Raw genomic sequence first — 20,893 nt, 5'->3', positions numbered from 1 at the left:
TCTCGCTCAAACAGGTCACTGGTGCCGGGTTAACCCCCGGCACCAGATTGTGCTAACTCCGACGGGAGCAAATCCGTGAAAGATTTATTAAAGTTTCTGAAAGCGCAGACTAAAACCGAAGAGTTTGATGCGATCAAAATTGCTCTGGCTTCGCCAGACATGATCCGTTCATGGTCATTCGGTGAAGTTAAAAAGCCGGAAACCATCAACTACCGTACGTTCAAACCTGAGCGTGACGGCCTTTTCTGTGCGCGTATTTTCGGGCCAGTAAAAGATTACGAGTGCCTGTGCGGTAAGTACAAGCGCTTGAAACACCGTGGTGTGATCTGTGAGAAGTGCGGCGTTGAAGTGACCCAGACCAAAGTGCGTCGTGAACGCATGGGCCACATCGAGCTGGCGTCTCCGACCGCTCACATCTGGTTCCTGAAATCTCTGCCGTCCCGTATCGGTCTGCTGCTGGATATGCCGCTGCGCGATATCGAACGCGTTCTGTACTTCGAATCTTATGTGGTTATCGAAGGCGGGATGACGAACCTGGAACGTCATCAGATCCTGACTGAAGAGCAGTATCTGGACGCGCTGGAAGAGTTCGGTGACGAATTCGATGCGAAGATGGGTGCGGAAGCTATTCAGGCCCTGCTGAAGAGCATGGATCTGGAGCAAGAGTGCGAGCAGCTGCGTGAAGAGCTGAACGAAACCAACTCCGAAACCAAACGTAAAAAGCTGACCAAGCGTATCAAACTGCTGGAAGCGTTCGTTCAGTCTGGTAACAAACCAGAGTGGATGATCCTGACCGTTCTGCCGGTTCTGCCGCCAGATCTGCGTCCACTGGTTCCGCTGGATGGTGGTCGTTTCGCAACGTCCGATCTGAACGATCTGTATCGTCGCGTTATCAACCGTAACAACCGTCTGAAACGTCTGCTGGATCTGGCTGCGCCGGACATCATCGTACGCAACGAAAAACGTATGCTGCAGGAAGCGGTAGATGCCCTGCTGGATAACGGTCGTCGCGGTCGTGCGATCACCGGTTCTAACAAACGTCCTCTGAAATCTTTGGCCGACATGATCAAAGGTAAGCAGGGTCGTTTCCGTCAGAACCTGCTCGGTAAGCGTGTTGACTACTCTGGTCGTTCTGTTATCACCGTAGGTCCATACCTGCGTCTGCATCAGTGCGGTCTGCCGAAGAAAATGGCACTGGAGCTGTTCAAACCGTTCATCTACGGCAAGCTGGAACTGCGTGGCCTCGCCACCACCATCAAAGCCGCTAAGAAAATGGTTGAGCGTGAAGAAGCTGTCGTTTGGGATATCCTGGACGAAGTTATCCGCGAACACCCGGTACTGTTGAACCGTGCACCAACACTGCACCGTCTGGGTATCCAGGCATTTGAGCCAGTCCTGATCGAAGGTAAAGCTATCCAGCTGCACCCGCTGGTATGTGCGGCATATAACGCCGACTTCGATGGTGACCAGATGGCTGTTCACGTACCGCTGACGCTGGAAGCCCAGCTCGAAGCGCGTGCGCTGATGATGTCTACTAACAACATCCTGTCCCCAGCGAACGGTGAACCAATTATCGTTCCTTCTCAGGACGTTGTATTGGGTCTGTACTACATGACCCGTGACTGTGTTAACGCCAAAGGCGAAGGCATGGTGCTGACTGGCCCGAAAGAAGCTGAGCGTATTTATCGCGCTGGCCTGGCCTCTCTGCATGCGCGCGTTAAAGTGCGTATCACCGAATACGAAAAAGATGAAAACGGCGAATTCGTTGCGAAAACCAGCCTGAAAGACACGACCGTTGGCCGTGCCATTCTGTGGATGATCGTACCGAAAGGTCTGCCTTTCTCCATCGTCAACCAGGCGCTGGGCAAGAAAGCGATCTCCAAAATGCTGAACACCTGTTACCGCATTCTGGGTCTGAAGCCGACCGTTATCTTCGCTGACCAGACAATGTATACCGGCTTTGCTTATGCAGCGCGTTCAGGTGCATCTGTTGGTATCGATGACATGGTCATCCCAGAGAAGAAACACGAGATCATCTCTGAAGCGGAAGCCGAAGTTGCTGAGATCCAGGAGCAGTTCCAGTCTGGTCTGGTTACCGCGGGCGAACGCTATAACAAAGTTATCGATATCTGGGCAGCGGCGAACGATCGTGTATCCAAAGCGATGATGGATAACCTGCAGACCGAAACCGTGATTAACCGTGACGGCGTAGAAGAGCAGCAGGTTTCCTTCAACAGCATCTACATGATGGCCGACTCCGGTGCGCGTGGTTCCGCAGCACAGATTCGTCAGCTGGCAGGTATGCGTGGTCTGATGGCGAAGCCAGATGGCTCCATCATCGAAACGCCAATCACCGCGAACTTCCGTGAAGGTCTGAACGTACTCCAGTACTTCATCTCCACCCACGGTGCTCGTAAGGGTCTGGCGGATACCGCACTGAAAACAGCGAACTCCGGTTATCTGACGCGTCGTCTGGTTGACGTTGCGCAGGATCTGGTTGTGACCGAAGACGATTGTGGCACCCTCGAAGGTATCACCATGACCCCGGTTATCGAGGGGGGTGATGTTAAAGAGCCACTGCGCGATCGCGTTCTGGGTCGTGTAACCGCGGAAGACATTCTGAAGCCGGGTACTGCAGACATCCTGGTTCCACGCAACACGCTGCTGCACGAGCACTGGTGTGACCTGCTGGAAGCGAACTCTGTTGACTCCGTGAAAGTACGTTCCGTTGTATCCTGTGACACCGACTTTGGTGTATGTGCGCACTGCTACGGTCGTGATCTGGCGCGTGGCCACATCATCAACAAAGGTGAAGCAATCGGCGTTATCGCGGCACAGTCCATCGGTGAGCCGGGTACACAGCTGACGATGCGTACGTTCCACATCGGTGGTGCGGCATCTCGTGCGGCTGCTGAATCCAGCATCCAGGTGAAAAACAAAGGTAGCATCAAGCTCAGCAACGCGAAGTCTGTTGTTAACTCCGCTGGCAAGCTGGTTGTGACCTCCCGTAACACCGAGCTGAAGCTGATCGACGAATTCGGTCGTACCAAAGAGAGCTATAAAGTGCCTTACGGTGCGGTTATGGCGAAAGGTGATGGCGAGCAGGTTGCCGGCGGTGAAACCGTTGCAAACTGGGATCCACACACCATGCCGGTTATCACCGAAGTGAGTGGTTTCATCCGCTTCACTGACATGATCGACGGCCAGACCATTACTCGTCAGACCGACGAGCTGACCGGTCTGTCTTCTCTGGTGGTTCTGGATTCTGCTGAACGTACTACCGGTGGTAAAGATCTGCGTCCTGCACTGAAAATCGTTGATGCTCAGGGTAACGACGTTCTGATCCCTGGTACCGACATGCCTGCGCAGTACTTCCTGCCGGGTAAAGCGATCGTTCAGCTGGAAGATGGCATTCAGATCGGTGCGGGTGATGCTCTGGCGCGTATTCCACAGGAATCCAGCGGTACCAAGGACATCACCGGTGGTCTGCCACGCGTTGCGGACCTGTTCGAAGCACGTCGTCCGAAAGAGCCTGCAATCCTGGCTGAAATCAGCGGTATCATCTCCTTCGGTAAAGAGACCAAAGGGAAGCGCCGTCTGGTTATCACTCCAGTAGATGGCAGCGAACCGTACGAAGAGATGATTCCTAAGTGGCGTCAGCTCAACGTGTTCGAAGGTGAACGTGTAGAACGTGGTGACGTGGTTTCCGATGGTCCAGAAGCTCCGCACGACATTCTGCGTCTTCGTGGCGTACACGCGGTAACGCGTTACATCACCAACGAAGTACAGGACGTTTACCGTCTGCAGGGCGTTAAGATTAACGATAAGCACATCGAAGTTATCGTTCGTCAGATGCTGCGTAAAGCAACCATCGAAAACGCAGGCAGCTCCGAGTTCCTGGAAGGCGAGCAGGTTGAATACTCACGCGTCAAGATCGCTAACCGCGAACTGGAAGCGAACGGCAAAATCGGTGCGACCTTCTCGCGCGATCTGCTGGGTATCACCAAAGCGTCTCTGGCAACCGAGTCCTTCATCTCTGCAGCATCGTTCCAGGAAACGACTCGTGTCCTGACCGAAGCCGCTGTTGCAGGTAAACGTGATGAACTGCGCGGTCTGAAAGAGAACGTCATCGTGGGTCGTCTGATCCCGGCGGGTACCGGTTATGCGTACCATCAGGATCGTATGCGTCGTCGTGCTGCAGGCGAACTGCCAGCTGCACCGCAGGTGACTGCTGAAGATGCATCCGCGAGCCTGGCAGAACTGCTGAACGCAGGTCTGGGCGGTTCCGACAACGAGTAATCGTTGATGCCGTAAATAAAAAACCCGCCTCGGCGGGTTTTTTTACATCTGCATGTATTCAATTCACCAACGGGATCCGACGATAAAGCTCAATCATATCGCCCGCCAGATCCTGAATGACCATGGCGTTCATCAGGTGATCCTGCGAGTGGACGGTGATCAGGTTAACCGGAAGCTTCCCGGTCCCCTCATCAAGACCGATAAGCTGCGTCTGTATAGTGTGCGCATGCTTCACATATTCACGCGACTCTTCCATCGCTTTTTCAGCTTCGTCAAAATCACCTTTACGCGCCATCTGCAACGCCGTCAGGGCTGCACTGCGCGCCGCGCCCGCGTTGACAAGCAGTTCCATAATCGTGGTTTCTAAGTCTTCCATTATGACTCCAGAAGTTTGAGCGCTTTTTCCAGTACGGCATCACCTTTCATCATGCCGTAATCCATCATGTCGATCACCGCGACCTTTTTACCCAACGGGTCGGCCTGCGCCTGGAGTTTAGCCTGCTCGTATTTAACCTGTGGCCCCAGCAATACGATGTCGGCCGTCGCGATGTTGTCTTTAAACTCCGCAACCGGAACGGCTTTAATGGTGACTTCAACCCCTTTTTTCTGAGCGGCGTCTTTCATACGTTGAACCAGCATGCTGGTTGACATTCCCGCTGCACAGCATAAAACAATGTTCTTCATAATCAGCCTCGATCTACATGTGTTTATTGATAATTATCCCGTGCAGAGCGCTTCAACAACCGCTTTACCATGATTGTGTGTCAGGCATCACAAAGAAACCGGTGATTTTCTGAAACCGGTTACAATTTTGCATTGTCGGGTACCCGGCCCGTGGAATCGGGCAGGGTGAAAGAGGGAGGATTAGCTGATGGACGTTCGGTTAATGCGGTTTTTGCCCTGCTGTTTGGCGCTGTAGAGGGCGTTATCAACGCTTCCGACAAATTGCTCCAGCGGTTCAAAATGCCACTCCCCAAGACCGCCGCTGAACGTAACCCGCAGGTTTTCTTCTCGCCAGACGCGTTTTTCAACTGCGGTACGCCAGGCTTCCAGCAATGAGAGCGCAGACGTCATCTGCTCAGCCTGGAAAATTACCGCAAACTCTTCTCCACCGTACCGGTAAAGCGAGACGTGATGTGGCTGCATGATCTGGATCCCTTCGCGGGCCACGTTGCGCAGAACAATATCACCGGTCAGGTGGCCCAGCGTGTCGTTAATCGACTTGAAGTTATCAATGTCTACCAGCGCCATCGCGAAAGGCTGCTGGGCATTCAGCAGCTCCGCGACATCGCTGTCGAACGCGCGGCGGTTTTTACAGCCCGTCAGCGCATCGTGAGTGGCCTGGCGAACATACGCCATTTCACGCTCTTTGTTGGACTGAATCGTGTGGCTCAGCATCGCTTCCAGGCGCGGCGCCTCGCTAACATCGCCAGTTTTGATGGCATTGATAATGTGCATCAGCACGGTACGCGAGGCATGGCGGAGGTATAAGCCGAAGAGGATGATGATGATGGCGGCCAGCGCAAACCCCCAGCCAACGATCGTCGTTTCGTGGCGGGTGATATCGGTGAGCGTCTCACCAGAGACTCGGTAGATGACAAACCAGTCCGGATTGGTAAATGAGTAGTAGTAATACCAGGCGTTGCTTTTCTTGTCGTAAAGGTGGCCTTCGCCGCTGGTCATTTTGTCCATCAGCGCTTCGCTCACGTACTGTTTGAACAGCGCGCCGGTATCCGGATGCAGCACAACGGCGCCGTCGCGTTCGACGACGAAGAATTCCCCCTGAACGGGCGCTACCATCTGGCGCAGGGTGAAGCCCATAGACGTCAAATCGAGATGGAAAGCGAGCGTTCCCTTCAGTCTCCCTTCAGGCGAAATCAAAGGTTTATAGAGTGTCACAGTCGGATGGCCAGTGAAGTAGTCCATATAGGGACGGGTATAGTGACTGAAGATACTGGCTTCCGCCTGAGCGACGAACCACGGGCGTGTCCGGGGATCGAAGGTTTTACTCGTCTCCGTGGGGAGCACCTCTGGTGCGCGAAGATAATGCCCCTGCGTGTCCGCCAGCGAGATGGAGGAGACGGTCGGCATCAGGTTCTGCAAATGCATCATCATCTGCAGCCCCTGCGTCGGGTTGACGTTGAGCGTCTCGTTGAGCCTGTCGTCGCGGGCAAAGTACATCGCGGAACGGCCCAGGATATAGTCGTTTTCACGCAGGATAGATTCGGTGTAGTTCACCGCCAGGTTGTGCGTGAAATTGCTGTTGATCTTGTGATAATCCTCAAGAAAATCCTTTCGTTGCGAAAGCGTTACCGCGATCGCGATCACCGCAAAACTGCAGAGGATCCCCGCAAAGCTGAGCATGATTGGCCGGGTAAAAGAGAGCTTTTTGCTGTGAAGTGCCATGAGCTGTACATCGTTCCTGATGGTGAATACTTTTCGTCTGCCGATATCCTCTCAGCATAGTCGCTGTCCTGCGGTTAGCGGTGAATTATACGGCACACGATTTCTGGTGGGATGATTTATCTTAAGAACCATTAAGAAAACACTTATTCAACTTGTCAGGAGCCGTTTGTGCAATGAACCAGAGGCAGGGCGAAACGAGGAAGAAGCTTTTCGCCCTGGTCAGCATCCGTTGCTGACCGTGTGACAATAAAAAACCGGACGATCGCTGACAACCACCCGGTTTTGCCTTTTCGTAGCGCCTCGACAATTTTTTATGGCGTTGCAGTACGTTTCAGCGTCATTGCGAGACTCTTCCCAGCCAGCTGTCCCAGTCTTTCCAGACAGGCTGAAGACCCTGGGCCGTCAGGGCTACGGCGACCGCTTCCGGACGTCGCCCGTCATGCGGCACAAACTGCTCCAGCTCCGGACGATCGTCGGCGTAGCCGCCAGGCTGCGTTTTGGAAAACGCGCTGACGTTGTTAATCGCAAGCGGTATAACGCGATCGCGAAACGCCGGGGATTCACGCGTTGAGAGCGATAATTCAACTTCCGGGGCGAGCAGGCGAAACGCACAGATGGTCTGCACCAGCTGGCGTTCATCCATCAGCGAAGCCGGTTCAATCCCGCCCGCGCAAGGTCTCAGGCGCGGGAAGGAGATGGAGTAACGGCTCTGCCAGTAGTGCTGCTGAAGCCACAGCAAATGTTCCGCCACCATGTAACAATCCACCCGCCAGCTGTCAGAGAGCCCGATCAGCGCCCCCAGACCGATTTTGTCGATCCCCGCACGACCCAGCCTGTCCGGCGTTTCCAGCCGGAAAAAGAAATCCTGTTTCTTGCCCTTCAGGTGGTGCCGGGCGTACGTCGCCTCGTGGTAGGTTTCCTGATAGACCATGACCCCGTCCAGCCCGAGGGTTTTGAGCTCCGCATACTCCTCCTGCGCCAGGGGCTGTACTTCCATCTGCAGCGACGCAAACTGACGACGAATGGCGGGAAGGTGCTGACGGAAATAGTCCATTCCCACCTTGCCCTGATGTTCGCCCGTGACCAGCAGAAGATGTTCAAAACCCATTTCACGAATGGCCGCACACTCACGGGCAATCTCATCTTCATCGAGCGTTTTACGCTTGATGCGGTTGCTCATGGAAAAACCGCAGTAGGTGCAGTCATTGGCGCACAGGTTTGAGAGATAGAGCGGCACGTAGAAGCTCACCGTGTTGCCAAAACGCTGGCGGGTGAGCCGCTGTGCTCGCTGGGCCATCGGTTCGAGGTACGCGCTGGCCGCCGGGGAGAGCAGAGCCATCAGATCCTCGCGGGTCAGATGGCGGGCATTCAGCGCGCGCTCCACGTCAGCCGCCGTTTTGCTGTTGATGCGAAGGGCAATGTCGTCCCAGTTAAGCTGGCGCCAGCGCTCGGTAAACGTGCTCATGAGATCGCCTCCAGAAAACCGGTCAGCGGGCTGGTGGCCTGGGCCTGGAAACTGCGCGAGCCGGGACCGGACTCCCTTGCCAGCAGGCCAGCCTCTACGGCCATGCGGAACGCACGCGCCATCATGACCGGATCGTCGGCAACCGCGATGGCCGTATTGACCAGTACCGCGTCGGCGCCCATCTCCAGCGCCTGCGCGGCATGGCTGGGCACGCCAATGCCCGCATCAACCACCACCGGTACGGTAGCCTGCTCAATAATGATTTCCAGCATCGCGCGGGTTTCCAGCCCCTGGTTGGAGCCAATGGGGGCGCCCAGCGGCATGACGGCGGCGCAGCCGACCTCTTCCAGCCGTTTGCACAGGACAGGGTCGGCGCCGCAGTAAGGCAGGACGGTAAACCCTTGCTGCACCAGCTTTTCAGCCGCTTTCAGCGTTTCGATGGGGTCGGGCAGCAGCCAGCGGGCGTCAGGATGAATTTCCAGCTTCAGCAAGCGGGTGCCGAGCGCCTCGCGGGCCAGCTGCGCGGCAAAAATCGCCTCTTCGGCTGTTTTGGCACCGGAGGTGTTGGGCAGCAGCGTGACGCCAGCCTCCAGTAAAGGCGCCAGAATGGCGTCGCTGTGATGACGCAGATCCACGCGCTTGAGCGCCAGCGTCACCAGCTGGCTGCCGCTTTCGCGAATGGCATCCACCATCAGCTGCGGCGAGGCGAATTTTCCGGTTCCGGTAAACAGATGTGAATCAAAGACTTTATCGGCAATACGTAACATCTCAGCCCCCTGCGATAACCTGAAACAGCAGGATCTGGTCGCCGTCATTGACCTGCTGATGTTCCCACTGCTCGCGCGGCAGGATCTGTTGATTGAGCGCCAGCGCCGTTCCCGGCTTGAGCTGGCGCAGCTTGTCGAGCAGTACCGCAACGGTGAGACCGTCGTCGCATCTCATCGGCTCATCGTTAAACAGAATGCGCATCGCGGCCTCCGCATACCGGGCAGCGGCTGGCGCGGTGTAATGACAGATGGCGCCAGCCGCTGGAGCGGGCATCGAACAGCCGCAGCGTATTGCGTTCCGTCTCCATGCCGCTGAGCAGCTTGATGGCCTCCAGCGCCTGCATTGTGCCCATTACGCCGACCACCGGACCAAGAATGCCCGCCGTACGGCAGTTGCGCGCTGGCTCTGCATCATCCGGCCACAGGCAGCGATAGCAGCCCTGCGACCACGGCGGGGTCAGGACCATCATCTGCCCGCCGAAACCCACCGCGCTGGCCGTGATAAGCGGTGTATTATTTGCCACGCAGGCGGCGTTAATCGCCTGGCGCGTCGCCATGTTGTCCGTGCAGTCCAGCACCGCGTCGGCCAGGGCGACCTCACGGCTGAGGTTGTCACCGCTGAGCCGATCCTGCAGGGCAATCAGCTCAATATCCGGGTTGAGCTGGTTCAGGCGCTGCCGGGTGATTTGCGCTTTCGGCTGGTTGATATCCTCGGTGGTAAAGAGGATTTGTCGCTGCAGGTTGCTGAGGTGAACCTCGTCGTCGTCGGCCAGCACCAGCGTACCGATACCTGCGCCTGCCAGATAAAGCGCGGCGGGCGCGCCTAACCCGCCCAGACCGACAATTAGCACCCGGCTGGCGAGCAGCTTTTGCTGCCCGTCGATGGCGATATCTTCCAGCAGGATCTGACGGCTGTAGCGCATAAAATCACGATCGTTCATCACCCGCTCCTGCCAGCTGTAACAGCTGTTCGGTGGCTAGACGCCAGTCTGCGGCCTGGGTGATGGCGCTGACGACGGCGATACTGCCGACGCCGGTCTCCAGCACCGCCGGGGCGCGTTCAAGACTGATTCCACCGATGGCGACGGTGGGGTAATCGGCAAGGTGTTTAACGTGACTCGCCAGCTGCGTCAGCCCCTGCGGTGCGGAGGGCATCTGCTTGGTTTGCGTCGGGAAGACGTGACCCAGCGCGATGTAAGAGGGACGGGCCGCCAGCGCCACGTCGATCTCCATGTCATCGTGCGTTGACACGCCAAGACGCAGCCCGGCTTCGCGGATAGCGCTCAGATCCGTTGTTTCCAGATCCTCCTGACCCAGATGCACGCCGTACGCCTGGTGCTTAACGGCCAGCCGCCAGTAGTCGTTGATAAACAGACGGGCGTTATGCCGACGCCCCAGCGCGATGGCGGCAACCACATCGGCTTCTACCTCGTCGTCGCGTTTATCCTTGATGCGCAGCTGGATCGTTCGAACGCCTGTCTCCAGCAGGCGCTCTATCCACTCCACGCTGTCCACCACCGGATAGAGCCCTAAACGGTAGGGGACGGGCGGGAAATCGGGCTTATACATTACGCCTCCTCTTTTTTGAGGTAGATTTCGCCGCCTTTGGCGCGGAAGGTCTCAGACATGTCCGCCATACCCACTTCAATGGTCTGCGCGGCGGCGTAGTCGCGCACCTCCTGGCTGATTTTCATCGAGCAGAATTTTGGCCCGCACATAGAGCAGAAGTGCGCGACTTTGCCTGACTCCTGCGGCAGGGTCTCGTCGTGATAGGCGCGGGCGGTGAACGGGTCCAGCGCCAGGTTGAACTGGTCTTCCCAGCGGAATTCGAAGCGCGCCTTCGACATGGCGTTATCGCGGATTTGCGCGCCCGGGTGGCCTTTGGCCAGATCAGCCGCGTGGGCGGCAATTTTGTAGGTGATCAGCCCCTGCTTCACGTCCTCTTTGTTTGGCAGGCCGAGGTGCTCTTTCGGCGTCACGTAGCAGAGCATGGCGCAGCCGAACCAGCCGATCATCGCCGCCCCAATGCCTGACGTGAAGTGGTCATAGCCCGGCGCAATATCGGTGGTCAACGGCCCCAGGGTGTAGAACGGCGCTTCGTGGCAGTGCTCCAGCTCCTCGGTCATGTTGCGGCGGATCATCTGCATCGGCACGTGGCCCGGGCCTTCAATCATCACCTGCACGTCATACTCCCAGGCGATTTTGGTCAGCTCGCCCAGCGTGTGCAGCTCGGCAAACTGCGCTTCGTCGTTCGCGTCGCGAATAGAGCCCGGACGCAGGCCATCGCCCAGCGACAGAGAGACATCGTACGCGGCGCAGATTTCGCAAATTTCGCGAAAGTGCTCGTAGAGGAAGTTTTCCTGATGATGTGACAGGCACCACTTCGCCATGATGGAACCGCCGCGCGAGACGATGCCGGTCAGACGCTTCGCGGTCATCGGCACGTAGCGCAGCAGCACGCCCGCGTGAATGGTGAAGTAGTCCACGCCCTGCTCGGCCTGCTCCAGCAGCGTGTCGCGGAACGCTTCCCAGGTGAGGTCTTCGGCAATGCCGTTGACCTTTTCCAGCGCCTGATAAATCGGGACGGTGCCAATTGGTACCGGGCTGTTACGCAGGATCCATTCGCGGGTTTCGTGAATATAGCGTCCAGTGGAGAGGTCCATTACCGTGTCCGCACCCCAGCGCGTGGACCAGACCAGCTTTTCCACCTCTTCTTCGATGGAGGAGGTGACGGCCGAGTTACCGATGTTCGCGTTGACCTTCACCAGGAAGTTGCGGCCGATAATCATCGGCTCGGATTCCGGGTGGTTGATGTTGGCAGGGATAATTGCGCGCCCGGCGGCCACTTCGTCACGCACAAACTCCGGCGTGATGTTTTCCGGCAGGCGAGCGCCAAAGCCTTCACCCGGATGCTGATAGCGCAGCATTTCGCTACGGATGCGCTCGCGACCCATGTTTTCGCGGATGGCGATGAACTCCATCTCCGGCGTGACGATGCCCCGGCGCGCGTAGTGCAACTGGGTCACGCATTTGCCCGCCTTAGTGCGTTTTGGCGTCAGCAGGCCGGTAAAGCGCAGCTCGTCCAGACCGTCGTCGGCCAGGCGCTCTTTAGTGTATGCAGAACTCAGGACGCTCAGCTCTTCGCAGTCGTTACGCGCGTCAATCCACGGCTGGCGCAGCTTTGCCAGACCCTGCTGGACGTTGATGGCAACATCAGGATCGCCGTACGGGCCGGAGGTGTCATACACCGGCACGGCTTCGTTGTCTTCGTACTGCGGGTTATCTTTGCTGCCGCCGATAAGCGTCGGGCTGAGCTGAATTTCGCGCATTGGGACGCGGATATCGGCCTGCGAGCCGGAAATGTAGATGCGTTTCGAGTTCGGGAAAGCGCTGCCTTCCAGCGTGTCGATGAAGTGTTGGGCCTGTGCGCGCTGTTCGCGGCGGGTCAGTTTTGCAGTAGACATAGCTCATTCCAAAAGTGAAGGACATGGCTTGTCAGACGACGGATGAAGCAAGAGAGGATCGCCCTCAGGCGATACAACAGCAGTGTGACTCTTGTTCCCTTCGCAGGTATTAGCCTGATCAGGTTCCGCGGATCCCGAATTAACGGTCTCAGCCCGCGCTTTCAGGCGCTGGGCACTCCGACAAGAAAAATCCCCCTCGTGAGAGGGGCGAATGGTTGTAAATTACTCGTTAACGATGAAGAACTCAAGCAGGGCGCGCGACGTTCTCTTCGTTACTGATGTTCAAATCATTATCCAGCACGAGGGCGATCAGCTTATCTTCCAGCGTGAATCGCTCTTCCAGCGCTTCGCCGAGGTCGGATAGCGCCTGCTGAAACTCAAGATAGTTATCGTGGTCGATAGCGTTCTCGAGCGCGGAATCATAGTAATCCATGATCTGCTGGGTGTTGGCTTCCAGAAGCGGATAGAGCTTGCTGGCCGCTAAATACGGCGTTGTCCCTTCCATTTCGCGGATAATGCGTTCATAAATATTGAAATGGCCGTCGGACAGATAGTCGACCAGGCCCTGACAAAAATCATCCAGCGCTTTTTCGTTCAGTCGCATAAACGATTCTTTGCCAGGCTTAATACCGACCAGATTGTAATAAGCCACGAGTAGATGCTTGCGTACATGTAGCCAGCGATCCACCAGTTTGTTATTTCCTCTAACGCGCTCAGTCAGGCTTTGCAGCTGGTTTAACATGGTCGACTCCGCAAAATGTAGGATTGAATCTGCTTATCCAGAATGTAACCACAATGCTAACAACATGTCAGTGAAGCGAAGGTAGTGCAATAGATATGGATCGTATTATTGAAAAATCAGATCTTGGTTGGTGGATCGTCAGTCACGAACAAAAATTATGGCTTCCTGCCGGGGAAATCCCCTACGGTGCAGCTGAAGCGTTCGATCTCGTTGGACAGCCAGCGCTACAGATCGGCGAGTGGCAGGGTGAGCCCGTGTGGTTGATCCAACAGCCCCGCCGCCAGGATATGGGATCGGTGCGCCAGGTGCTGGATCTGGACGTGGGGCTGTTCCAGCTGGCGGGGCGGGGCGTGCAGCTGGCCGAGTTTTACCGCTCGCATAAATACTGCGGCTACTGCGGTCATACCATGCGCCCGAGCAAAACCGAGTGGGCGATGCTCTGCAGCCATTGTCGCGAACGCTACTATCCGCAGATCGCGCCGTGCATTATCGTCGCTATCCGCCGGGAGGATTCCATCCTGCTGGCGCAGCATACCCGCCATCGCAACGGGATCCACACCGTGCTGGCCGGCTTCGTCGAGGTGGGCGAAACGCTGGAGCAGGCGGTGGCGCGCGAGGTGATGGAGGAGAGTGGGATCAAAGTGAAGAACCTGCGCTACGTCACCTCCCAGCCGTGGCCGTTCCCGCAGTCGCTGATGACGGCATTTATGGCCGAATACGACAGCGGCGAGATCGTTATCGACCAGAAAGAGCTTCTGGACGCGAACTGGTATCGCTACGACGATCTACCGCTGTTGCCTCCGCCGGGCACCGTGGCGCGTCGCCTGATAGAAGATACCGTGGCGATGTGTCGGGCCGAGTATGAGTAGTGTTACACTGAGGCCATGACGCTTAAGGAACTGCAAAAATGACCGAACTGAAGAACGATCGTTATCTGCGTGCGCTGCTGCGCCAGCCCGTTGATGTCACCCCGGTGTGGATGATGCGCCAGGCGGGACGCTATCTGCCAGAGTACAAAGCCACGCGCGCGCAGGCGGGCGATTTTATGTCGCTGTGCAAAAATGCCGAGCTGGCCTGTGAAGTGACGCTCCAGCCGCTGCGCCGCTTCCCGCTGGATGCTGCGATCCTCTTCTCGGATATTCTGACCATTCCGGATGCAATGGGCCTTGGCCTTTACTTCGAAACCGGTGAAGGCCCGCGTTTCACCTCCCCGATCAAAAGCAAAGCCGACGTGGATAAGCTGCCGATCCCCGATCCGGAAGGCGAGCTGGGCTACGTGATGAACGCCGTGCGCACCATTCGCCGCGAGCTGAAAGGTGAAGTGCCGCTGATTGGCTTCTCCGGCAGCCCGTGGACGCTGGCGACCTATATGGTGGAAGGGGGCAGCAGCAAAGCCTTTACCATGATTAAAAAGATGATGTACGCCGAGCCGCTGGCCCTGCATGCGCTGCTCGACAAGCTGGCGAAGAGCGTCACCCTCTATCTGAACGCGCAGATTAAGGCGGGTGCGCAGTCGGTGATGATTTTCGATACCTGGGGCGGCGTGCTGACCGGGCGCGATTATCAGCAGTTCTCCCTGTACTACATGCACAAAATCGTCGACGGCCTGCTGCGTGAAAACGAAGGCCGCCGCGTGCCGGTGACGCTGTTCACCAAAGGTGGCGGTCAGTGGCTGGAAGCGATGGCGGCAACCGGCTGCGATGCGCTGGGCCTCGACTGGACCACCGATATCGCCGATGCGCGCCGTCGCGTGGGCGACAAAGTGGCGCTGCAGGGCAATATGGACCCGTCCATGCTCTATGCGCCGCCAGCCCGCATTGAAGAAGAAGTGTCGACTATACTGTCTGGTTTCGGCCAGGGGGAAGGCCACGTCTTTAACCTCGGCCACGGCATTCATCAGGATGTGCCGCCAGAACACGCAGGCGTATTTGTGGAGGCGGTGCATCGGCTTTCTGCCCAGTATCACCAGTAAGGAGTGATTATGGATCTCGCGTCGCTACGCGCTCAACAAATCGAACTGGCCTCATCGGTGATCCGCGAGGATCGTCTGGATAAAGATCCTCCGCAGTACATTGGCGGAGCAGACGTCGGATTCGAGCAGGATGGGGAAGTGACGCGAGCGGCGATGGTGGTACTGAAATACCCTTCGCTTGAGCTGGTGGAGTACAAGGTTGCGCGTATCGCGACCACCATGCCGTACATTCCGGGCTTTCTCTCCTTCCGCGAATATCCCGCGCTGCTGGCAGCGTGGGAGCAACTCTCGCAAAAACCTGACCTGCTGTTTGTCGATGGACACGGTATCTCACACCCGCGCCGTTTAGGCGTTGCCAGCCACTTTGGGCTGCTGGTGGATGTGCCGACCATTGGCGTCGCCAAGAAACGCCTGTGCGGCGCGTTTGAACCTCTTTCTGCCGAGCCGGGCGCGCTGGCGCCGCTTATCCATAAAGGCGAGCAGCTAGCGTGGGTCTGGCGCAGCAAGGCGCGCTGTAACCCGCTCTTTATCGCCACCGGGCACCGGGTGAGCATGGACAGCGCCCTGGCGTGGGTGCAGCGCTGCATGAAGGGCTACCGCTTGCCGGAGCCGACGCGCTGGGCAGACGCCGTGGCCTCTTCGCGTCCGGCTTTTGTTCGTTGGCAGGAAATTCAGCGATGATTCAGGTAAACTGCGCCTAATTTTCGATTCGAGAGATCATCATGCTACAAAACCCGATTCACCTGCGCCTTGAGAAACTTGAAAGCTGGCAGCACGTGACGTTTATGGCTTGCCTGTGCGAGCGCATGTATCCCAACTATGCCGCGTTCTGTAAGGAGACGGGCTTTGGTGATGGCCATATCTACCGCCGCATTCTGGATCTGATCTGGGAAACGCTGACGGTGAAAGACGCGAAGGTGAACTTCGACTCCCAGCTGGAAAAGCTGGAAGAGGCGATTCCGGCTGCGGATGATTTTGACCTGTACGGTGTCTACCCGGCGATTGACGCCTGCGTGGCGTTAAGCGAACTGCTCCACTCCCGTCTGAGCGGTGAAACGCTGGAGCACGCAATTGAAGTCAGTAAGGCATCTATTACGACCGTCGCGATGCTGGAAATGACCCAGGAAGGCCGCGAGATGACCGACGAAGAGCTGCGTGCAAACCCGGCGGTTGAGCAAGAATGGGACATTCAGTGGGAAATTTTCCGCCTGCTGGCAGAGTGTGAAGAACGCGATATTGAGCTGATAAAAGGGCTGCGCGCGGACTTACGAGAGGCTGGCGAGAGCAATATTGGTATAATTTTTAACCAATGAGACAATAAAACTTGAGATAACGCCCGTTTTGTCGCTCCTCGACTCTTCCCTTTCGCCCCTTGTCTGGTCTACATTTGGGGGGCGAAAAAAAGTGGCTATCGGTGCGTGTATGCAGGAGAGTGCTTTTTTGGCATTTTCGTCGCACTCGATGCTTAGCAAGCGATAAACACATTGAAAGGATAACTTATGAACAAGACTCAACTGATTGATGTAATTGCGGACAAGGCTGATCTGTCTAAAGTGCAGGCTAAAGCTGCTCTGGAATCTACCCTGGCTGCTATTACTGAGTCTCTGAAAGAAGGCGATGCTGTGCAACTGGTTGGTTTCGGTACCTTCAAAGTGAACCACCGCGCTGAGCGTACTGGCCGCAACCCGCAGACCGGTAAAGAAATCAAAATCGCCGCAGCTAACGTGCCGGCATTTGTTTCTGGTAAAGCACTGAAAGACGCTGTTAAGTAAGACGCGTGGCAGTGAACAGTTTTAGCGAAGGGGCGGTAACGCCCCTTTTGTCTTTCTGGCGTGGAACGCTCGCGCTGGCAGGCATGCTGCTGTCAGCCTGCAGCCACGACACCTCTCTGCCGCCGTTTACCGCCAGCGGTTACGCGGACAACCAGGGTGCGGTCAGGATCTGGCGCAAAGATTCCAGCGGCGAAGTGCATCTGCTTTCTGCCTTCAGCCCGTGGCATAACGGCAATACGTCGACTGCGGAATATCGCTGGCAGGGAGATGACCTGTCGCTGATTGAACTGAACGTCTACAGCAAGACTCCCGAACACGTGAAAGTGCGTTTTGACGACCATGGCGAGCTGAGCTTTATGCAGCGCGAAGTCAGCGGTCAAAAACAGCAGCTTTCCAGCGATCAAATCGCCCTCTACCGTTATCGTGCCGAACAAATCCGCCAGACCAGCGATGCGCTTCGTCTGGGACGCGTTGTGCTGCGCCAGGGGCGCTGGCATGCCGATGGGACGGTGACAACCTGCGAAGGACAGACGGTCAAGCCTGAGCTCGAATCCTGGGCAACCGAACACATACAACGTCGTCAGCGTCATTCATCAATGGAGGTGAGTGTGGCGTGGCTGGAAGCGCCGGAAGGCTCTCAGCTGCTGCTGGTGGCGAACGAAGACTTCTGCACCTGGCAGCCGACGGAAAAAAGTTTTTGATTTAAATCCCCTCTCCCTTGAGGGAGAGGGTTAGGGTGAGCGGGAAATTACTCTCCCTGCTCACGCGCAATCGCGCGATAACCGATATCCTGACGGCTAAAGTTGCCGTTCCAGTGAATATCCGCCATCAGCGCGTAGGCGCGTTTCTGCGCTTCTGCCACAGTATGGCCCAGCGCGGTTGCACACAGCACGCGTCCGCCGTTGGTGAGGACGCGATCGTCGTCAGCCAGCTTCGTACCCGCATGGAACACCTTCGCACCTTCAATCTCTTCCAGCGGCAGGCCGTGGATTTCATCCCCGGTGTTGTAGTTGCCCGGATAACCACCTGCAGCAATCACCACGCCCAGAGACGCACGCTCGTCCCACTCTGAGGTTTTCTCGTCGAGCTTGCCTTCGCAGGCTGCCAGACACAGTTCCACCAGATCGGATTTCATGCGCAGCATGATGGGCTGCGTTTCCGGATCGCCAAAGCGGCAGTTGAATTCGATGACCTTAGGGTTACCCTGCTTGTCGATCATCAGACCCGCATAGAGGAAACCGGTGTAGGTGTTGCCTTCCGCCGCCATCCCTTTCACGGTTGGCCAAATGATGCGATCCATGGTGCGCTGGTGGACTTCGTCAGTCACTACCGGAGCAGGGGAGTAAGCGCCCATTCCGCCAGTATTCGGGCCGGTATCGCCATTACCCACACGCTTGTGATCCTGGCTAGTGGCCATCGGCAGAACGTGCTCGCCGTCGACCATCACGATAAAGCTCGCTTCTTCACCGTCGAGGAACTCTTCGATCACGATGCGGTGGCCCGCATCGCCAAAGGCGTTGCCCGCCAGCATATCCTGAACCGCGGCTTCTGCTTCCTCGAGGGTCATCGCGACGATAACACCTTTACCAGCAGCCAGACCGTCGGCCTTGATGACAATCGGCGCGCCTTTTTCACGCAGGTAGGCCAGGGCTGGCTCCACTTCGGTGAAGTTCTGATATTCCGCCGTCGGGATGTTGTGACGCGCGAGGAAATCTTTGGTGAAGGCTTTGGAGCCTTCCAGCTGCGCGGCGCCTTCCGTTGGCCCGAAGATTGTCAGGCCCGCCGCGCGGAACGCATCCACCACGCCAATCACCAGCGGCGCTTCCGGGCCGACGATGGTCAGATCGATTTTCTCGCTCTGGGCAAAGCTCAGCAGCGCAGGAATATCGGTTACGCCAATAGCCACGTTTTGCAGCGCGGGTTCCAGCGCGGTTCCGGCGTTGCCCGGTGCTACGAAGACTGTTTTCACCAGCGGAGACTGCGCCGCTTTCCACGCCAGAGCGTGCTCGCGTCCGCCGTTACCAATAACTAATACTTTCATTTTCTGCTCCGGGAATTAATGGCGGAAGTGGCGCATGTCGGTGAAGATCATTGCAATGCCATGTTCGTCGGCAGCGGCAATCACTTCGTCGTCGCGAATTGAGCCGCCAGGCTGGATCACACAGGTGATGCCCACTGCAGCCGCCGCGTCGATACCGTCACGGAACGGGAAGAAGGCGTCAGAAGCCATGGCGGAGCCTTTTACTTCCAGACCTTCATCACCTGCTTTAATGCCCGCGATTTTCGCGGAGTAAACGCGGCTCATCTGGCCTGCGCCTATCCCGATAGTCATGTTTTCTTTGGCGTAGACTATGGCGTTGGATTTGACGAACTTCGCGACCTTCCAGCAGAACAGAGCGTCACGCAGTTCCTGTTCGGTCGGTTGACGTTTGGTTACCACGCGCAGGTCGGCTTCTGTCACCATACCCAGATCGCGGTCCTGAACCAGCAGGCCGCCGTTCACACGCTTGAAGTCCAGGCCCGGCACGCGTTCTGCCCACTGGCCGCAAACCAGCACGCGTACGTTCTGTTTCGCCGCGGTGATTTTCAGCGCCTCTTCGGATGCCGATGGCGCGATGATCACTTCAACGAACTGGCGGGAGATGATGGCCTGCGCGGTTTCAGCATCCAGCTCGCGGTTGAAGGCGATAATGCCGCCGAACGCGGAGGTCGGGTCGGTTTTGTAGGCGCGATCGTAGGCGTCCAGAATAGAGGGGCTTACCGCAACACCGCATGGGTTCGCATGCTTGACGATAACGCAGGCTGGCTCGCTGAACTCTTTCACACATTCCAGCGCGGCGTCGGTGTCAGCAATGTTGTTATAGGAGAGCGCTTTGCCTTGAACCTGCTGAGCGGTCGCAACTGAGGCTTCTTTTACCTCTTCTTCTATATAGAAGGCTGCATGCTGGTGGCTGTTCTCGCCGTAACGCATATCCTGCTTCTTAATGAAGTTCAGATTCAGGGTGCGCGGGAAACGGCCAGAAGGATCTTTGCTTTCACCGTGGTAAGCAGGCACCAGGCTACCGAAGTAGTTGGCGATCATGCTGTCGTACGCCGCGGTGTGCTCGAAGGCTTTGATGGCGAGGTCGAAACGCGTTTCCAGAGTCAGTGACCCTTCGTTGGCGTCCATCTCATTAATAATGGTTTCGTAATCGCTGCTCTTTACGACGATGGCCACATCTTTATGGTTCTTGGCCGCGGAGCGCACCATGGTTGGGCCGCCGATATCAATATTCTCTACGGCATCTTCCAGAGAACAGTTTTCGCGGGCTACGGTCTGGGCAAACGGGTAGAGGTTAACGACAACCATGTCGATTGGCGCGATGTCATGCTGTTCCATAATGGCGTCGTCCTGACCGCGACGGCCAAGAATACCGCCGTGCACTTTCGGATGCAGGGTTTTGACGCGTCCATCCATCATTTCCGGGAAACCGGTGTAATCGGACACTTCGGTTACCGGCAGACCTTTATCTGCTAACAGGCGAGCGGTACCGCCTGTAGAAAGCAGCTCCACACCGCGTGCGGAAAGTGCCTGAGCGAATTCGACTATACCGGCTTTATCAGAAACACTGAGCAGAGCGCGGCGGACTGGACGACGTTGTTGCATGGTAAATCCCCTGGATTTCACGATTACAGAGAGCGTTAGATGAATTTTCCTGTGAAAAACTCATCTAACACACCTGACGGGGCATCCTTATTAAGCGCGAGCATTTTAACGAAAACGTTTGCGCAACGCTCGCACATTTTCACTTTTTCGTATCATTGTGGATAAGTCTGTGTGTAAAAAGGTATAAAGCGGGGTTTTGCTGGGGAATACAGCAGTCAGTCATTTTTTTGCAACTTTTCGGTTGCGGCCTGCGGAGAACTCCCTATAATGCGCCTCCATCGACACGGCGGATGTGAATCACTTCACACAACAAGCGGTTCGGTTGAAGAGAAAAAATCCTGAAATAACGGGTTGACTCTG

The 20,893-nt window shown here is 56.7% G+C and carries 19 protein-coding genes and 1 riboswitch; of the genes, 7 read left to right on the top strand and 12 right to left on the bottom strand.

The genetic code is table 11. The features are described 5' to 3' along the window. Window positions 1-75: 75 nt before the first annotated feature. Window positions 76-4,299, top strand: coding sequence for a DNA-directed RNA polymerase subunit beta' (gene rpoC, locus ACOTZC_RS22285; protein ID WP_023309968.1), 4,224 nt, complete (start codon window positions 76-78; stop codon window positions 4,297-4,299). A 58-nt stretch (window positions 4,300-4,357) separates the two neighbouring features. Here rpoC and ACOTZC_RS22280 read toward each other — a convergent pair whose 3' ends face one another. The 10 genes from ACOTZC_RS22280 to ACOTZC_RS22235 all read right to left on the bottom strand — a co-directional run bounded on the left by ACOTZC_RS22280 (window position 4,358) and on the right by ACOTZC_RS22235 (window position 13,143). After that, complete coding sequence (locus tag ACOTZC_RS22280) at window positions 4,358-4,675, bottom strand: PTS lactose/cellobiose transporter subunit IIA (protein ID WP_003862327.1); 318 nt, start codon at window positions 4,673-4,675, stop codon at window positions 4,358-4,360. Continuing rightward, a complete protein-coding gene (locus ACOTZC_RS22275) occupies window positions 4,675-4,983 on the bottom strand; it encodes a PTS sugar transporter subunit IIB (protein WP_010425948.1) in 309 nt (102 codons plus the stop codon). Before ACOTZC_RS22275 ends, ACOTZC_RS22280 begins: the two co-directional genes overlap by 1 nt. 180 nt (window positions 4,984-5,163) lie before the next feature. Next, window positions 5,164-6,705 carry a sensor domain-containing diguanylate cyclase gene (locus tag ACOTZC_RS22270; RefSeq protein ID WP_047743135.1) on the bottom strand — a complete coding sequence of 514 codons (1,542 nt, stop codon included), beginning with the start codon at window positions 6,703-6,705 and terminating at the stop codon, window positions 5,164-5,166. A gap of 337 nt (window positions 6,706-7,042) precedes the next feature. Further along, on the bottom strand, window positions 7,043-8,170 hold the full coding sequence (thiH, locus tag ACOTZC_RS22265) for a 2-iminoacetate synthase ThiH (RefSeq protein ID WP_045404853.1): 1,128 nt from the start codon (window positions 8,168-8,170) through the stop codon (window positions 7,043-7,045). Beyond that, on the bottom strand, window positions 8,167-8,937 hold the full coding sequence (gene thiG / locus ACOTZC_RS22260) for a thiazole synthase (protein WP_047173782.1): 771 nt from the start codon (window positions 8,935-8,937) through the stop codon (window positions 8,167-8,169). The genes thiH and thiG overlap by 4 nt, the downstream gene beginning before the upstream one ends. A 1-nt stretch (window position 8,938) precedes the next feature. Beyond that, window positions 8,939-9,139: a sulfur carrier protein ThiS gene (thiS, locus tag ACOTZC_RS22255; protein ID WP_023309972.1), complete on the bottom strand. Its 201-nt coding sequence runs from the start codon at window positions 9,137-9,139 to the stop codon at window positions 8,939-8,941. Continuing rightward, on the bottom strand, window positions 9,123-9,878 hold the full coding sequence (locus tag ACOTZC_RS22250; protein ID WP_248163066.1) for a HesA/MoeB/ThiF family protein: 756 nt from the start codon (window positions 9,876-9,878) through the stop codon (window positions 9,123-9,125). The genes thiS and ACOTZC_RS22250 overlap by 17 nt, the downstream gene beginning before the upstream one ends. Further along, entirely contained in the window at window positions 9,865-10,506 is a 642-nt protein-coding gene (thiE, locus tag ACOTZC_RS22245) for a thiamine phosphate synthase (protein WP_248163067.1), read from the bottom strand. The genes ACOTZC_RS22250 and thiE overlap by 14 nt, the downstream gene beginning before the upstream one ends. Then, window positions 10,506-12,401 carry a phosphomethylpyrimidine synthase ThiC gene (gene thiC, locus ACOTZC_RS22240; RefSeq protein ID WP_421636029.1) on the bottom strand — a complete coding sequence of 632 codons (1,896 nt, stop codon included), beginning with the start codon at window positions 12,399-12,401 and terminating at the stop codon, window positions 10,506-10,508. Before thiC ends, thiE begins: the two co-directional genes overlap by 1 nt. A 78-nt stretch (window positions 12,402-12,479) precedes the next feature. Then, window positions 12,480-12,591, bottom strand: a riboswitch (TPP riboswitch). A 54-nt stretch (window positions 12,592-12,645) separates the two neighbouring features. Next, a complete protein-coding gene (locus ACOTZC_RS22235) occupies window positions 12,646-13,143 on the bottom strand; it encodes an Rsd/AlgQ family anti-sigma factor (protein WP_023309976.1) in 498 nt (165 codons plus the stop codon). Between the two features lie 95 nt (window positions 13,144-13,238). Between ACOTZC_RS22235 and nudC the strand changes: the two genes are divergently transcribed. From nudC to ACOTZC_RS22205, 6 genes are all read left to right on the top strand, one after another. Further along, the gene (gene nudC, locus ACOTZC_RS22230) at window positions 13,239-14,012 is read left to right on the top strand and encodes an NAD(+) diphosphatase (protein WP_045357738.1); all 774 of its coding nucleotides are present in this window, start codon (window positions 13,239-13,241) and stop codon (window positions 14,010-14,012) included. A 38-nt stretch (window positions 14,013-14,050) separates the two neighbouring features. Continuing rightward, window positions 14,051-15,115, top strand: a complete 1,065-nt coding sequence (gene hemE / locus ACOTZC_RS22225) for a uroporphyrinogen decarboxylase (RefSeq protein ID WP_059446346.1) — start codon at window positions 14,051-14,053, stop codon at window positions 15,113-15,115. A gap of 9 nt (window positions 15,116-15,124) precedes the next feature. After that, window positions 15,125-15,796 (top strand): deoxyribonuclease V, encoded by a 672-nt coding sequence (nfi, locus tag ACOTZC_RS22220; protein ID WP_213751964.1) that lies wholly within the window; start codon window positions 15,125-15,127, stop codon window positions 15,794-15,796. 41 nt (window positions 15,797-15,837) lie between these two features. Continuing rightward, window positions 15,838-16,428: a YjaG family protein gene (locus ACOTZC_RS22215; protein ID WP_023309980.1), complete on the top strand. Its 591-nt coding sequence runs from the start codon at window positions 15,838-15,840 to the stop codon at window positions 16,426-16,428. 186 nt (window positions 16,429-16,614) lie between these two features. After that, on the top strand, window positions 16,615-16,887 hold the full coding sequence (hupA, locus tag ACOTZC_RS22210; protein ID WP_002445246.1) for a nucleoid-associated protein HU-alpha: 273 nt from the start codon (window positions 16,615-16,617) through the stop codon (window positions 16,885-16,887). 11 nt (window positions 16,888-16,898) lie between these two features. Continuing rightward, window positions 16,899-17,588 (top strand): DUF1481 domain-containing protein, encoded by a 690-nt coding sequence (locus ACOTZC_RS22205; RefSeq protein WP_421636030.1) that lies wholly within the window; start codon window positions 16,899-16,901, stop codon window positions 17,586-17,588. Window positions 17,589-17,635: 47 nt separating this feature from the next. Here the strand turns inward: ACOTZC_RS22205 and purD are convergent, their stop codons facing one another. Both purD and purH read right to left on the bottom strand, forming a co-directional pair. Beyond that, window positions 17,636-18,928, bottom strand: coding sequence for a phosphoribosylamine--glycine ligase (gene purD / locus ACOTZC_RS22200; RefSeq protein WP_047173788.1), 1,293 nt, complete (start codon window positions 18,926-18,928; stop codon window positions 17,636-17,638). 15 nt (window positions 18,929-18,943) lie between these two features. Further along, window positions 18,944-20,533 (bottom strand): bifunctional phosphoribosylaminoimidazolecarboxamide formyltransferase/IMP cyclohydrolase, encoded by a 1,590-nt coding sequence (gene purH, locus ACOTZC_RS22195; protein WP_163354450.1) that lies wholly within the window; start codon window positions 20,531-20,533, stop codon window positions 18,944-18,946. Window positions 20,534-20,893: the final 360 nt, after the last annotated feature.

Origin of the sequence: Enterobacter cloacae complex sp. SHL009, from assembly GCF_049237205.1 — a bacterium.
Taxonomy (GTDB): domain Bacteria; phylum Pseudomonadota; class Gammaproteobacteria; order Enterobacterales; family Enterobacteriaceae; genus Enterobacter; species Enterobacter cloacae_M.
The sequence above is the reverse complement of the archived record's forward strand: the minus strand, read 5'-3'. Positions and strand labels throughout refer to the sequence as shown.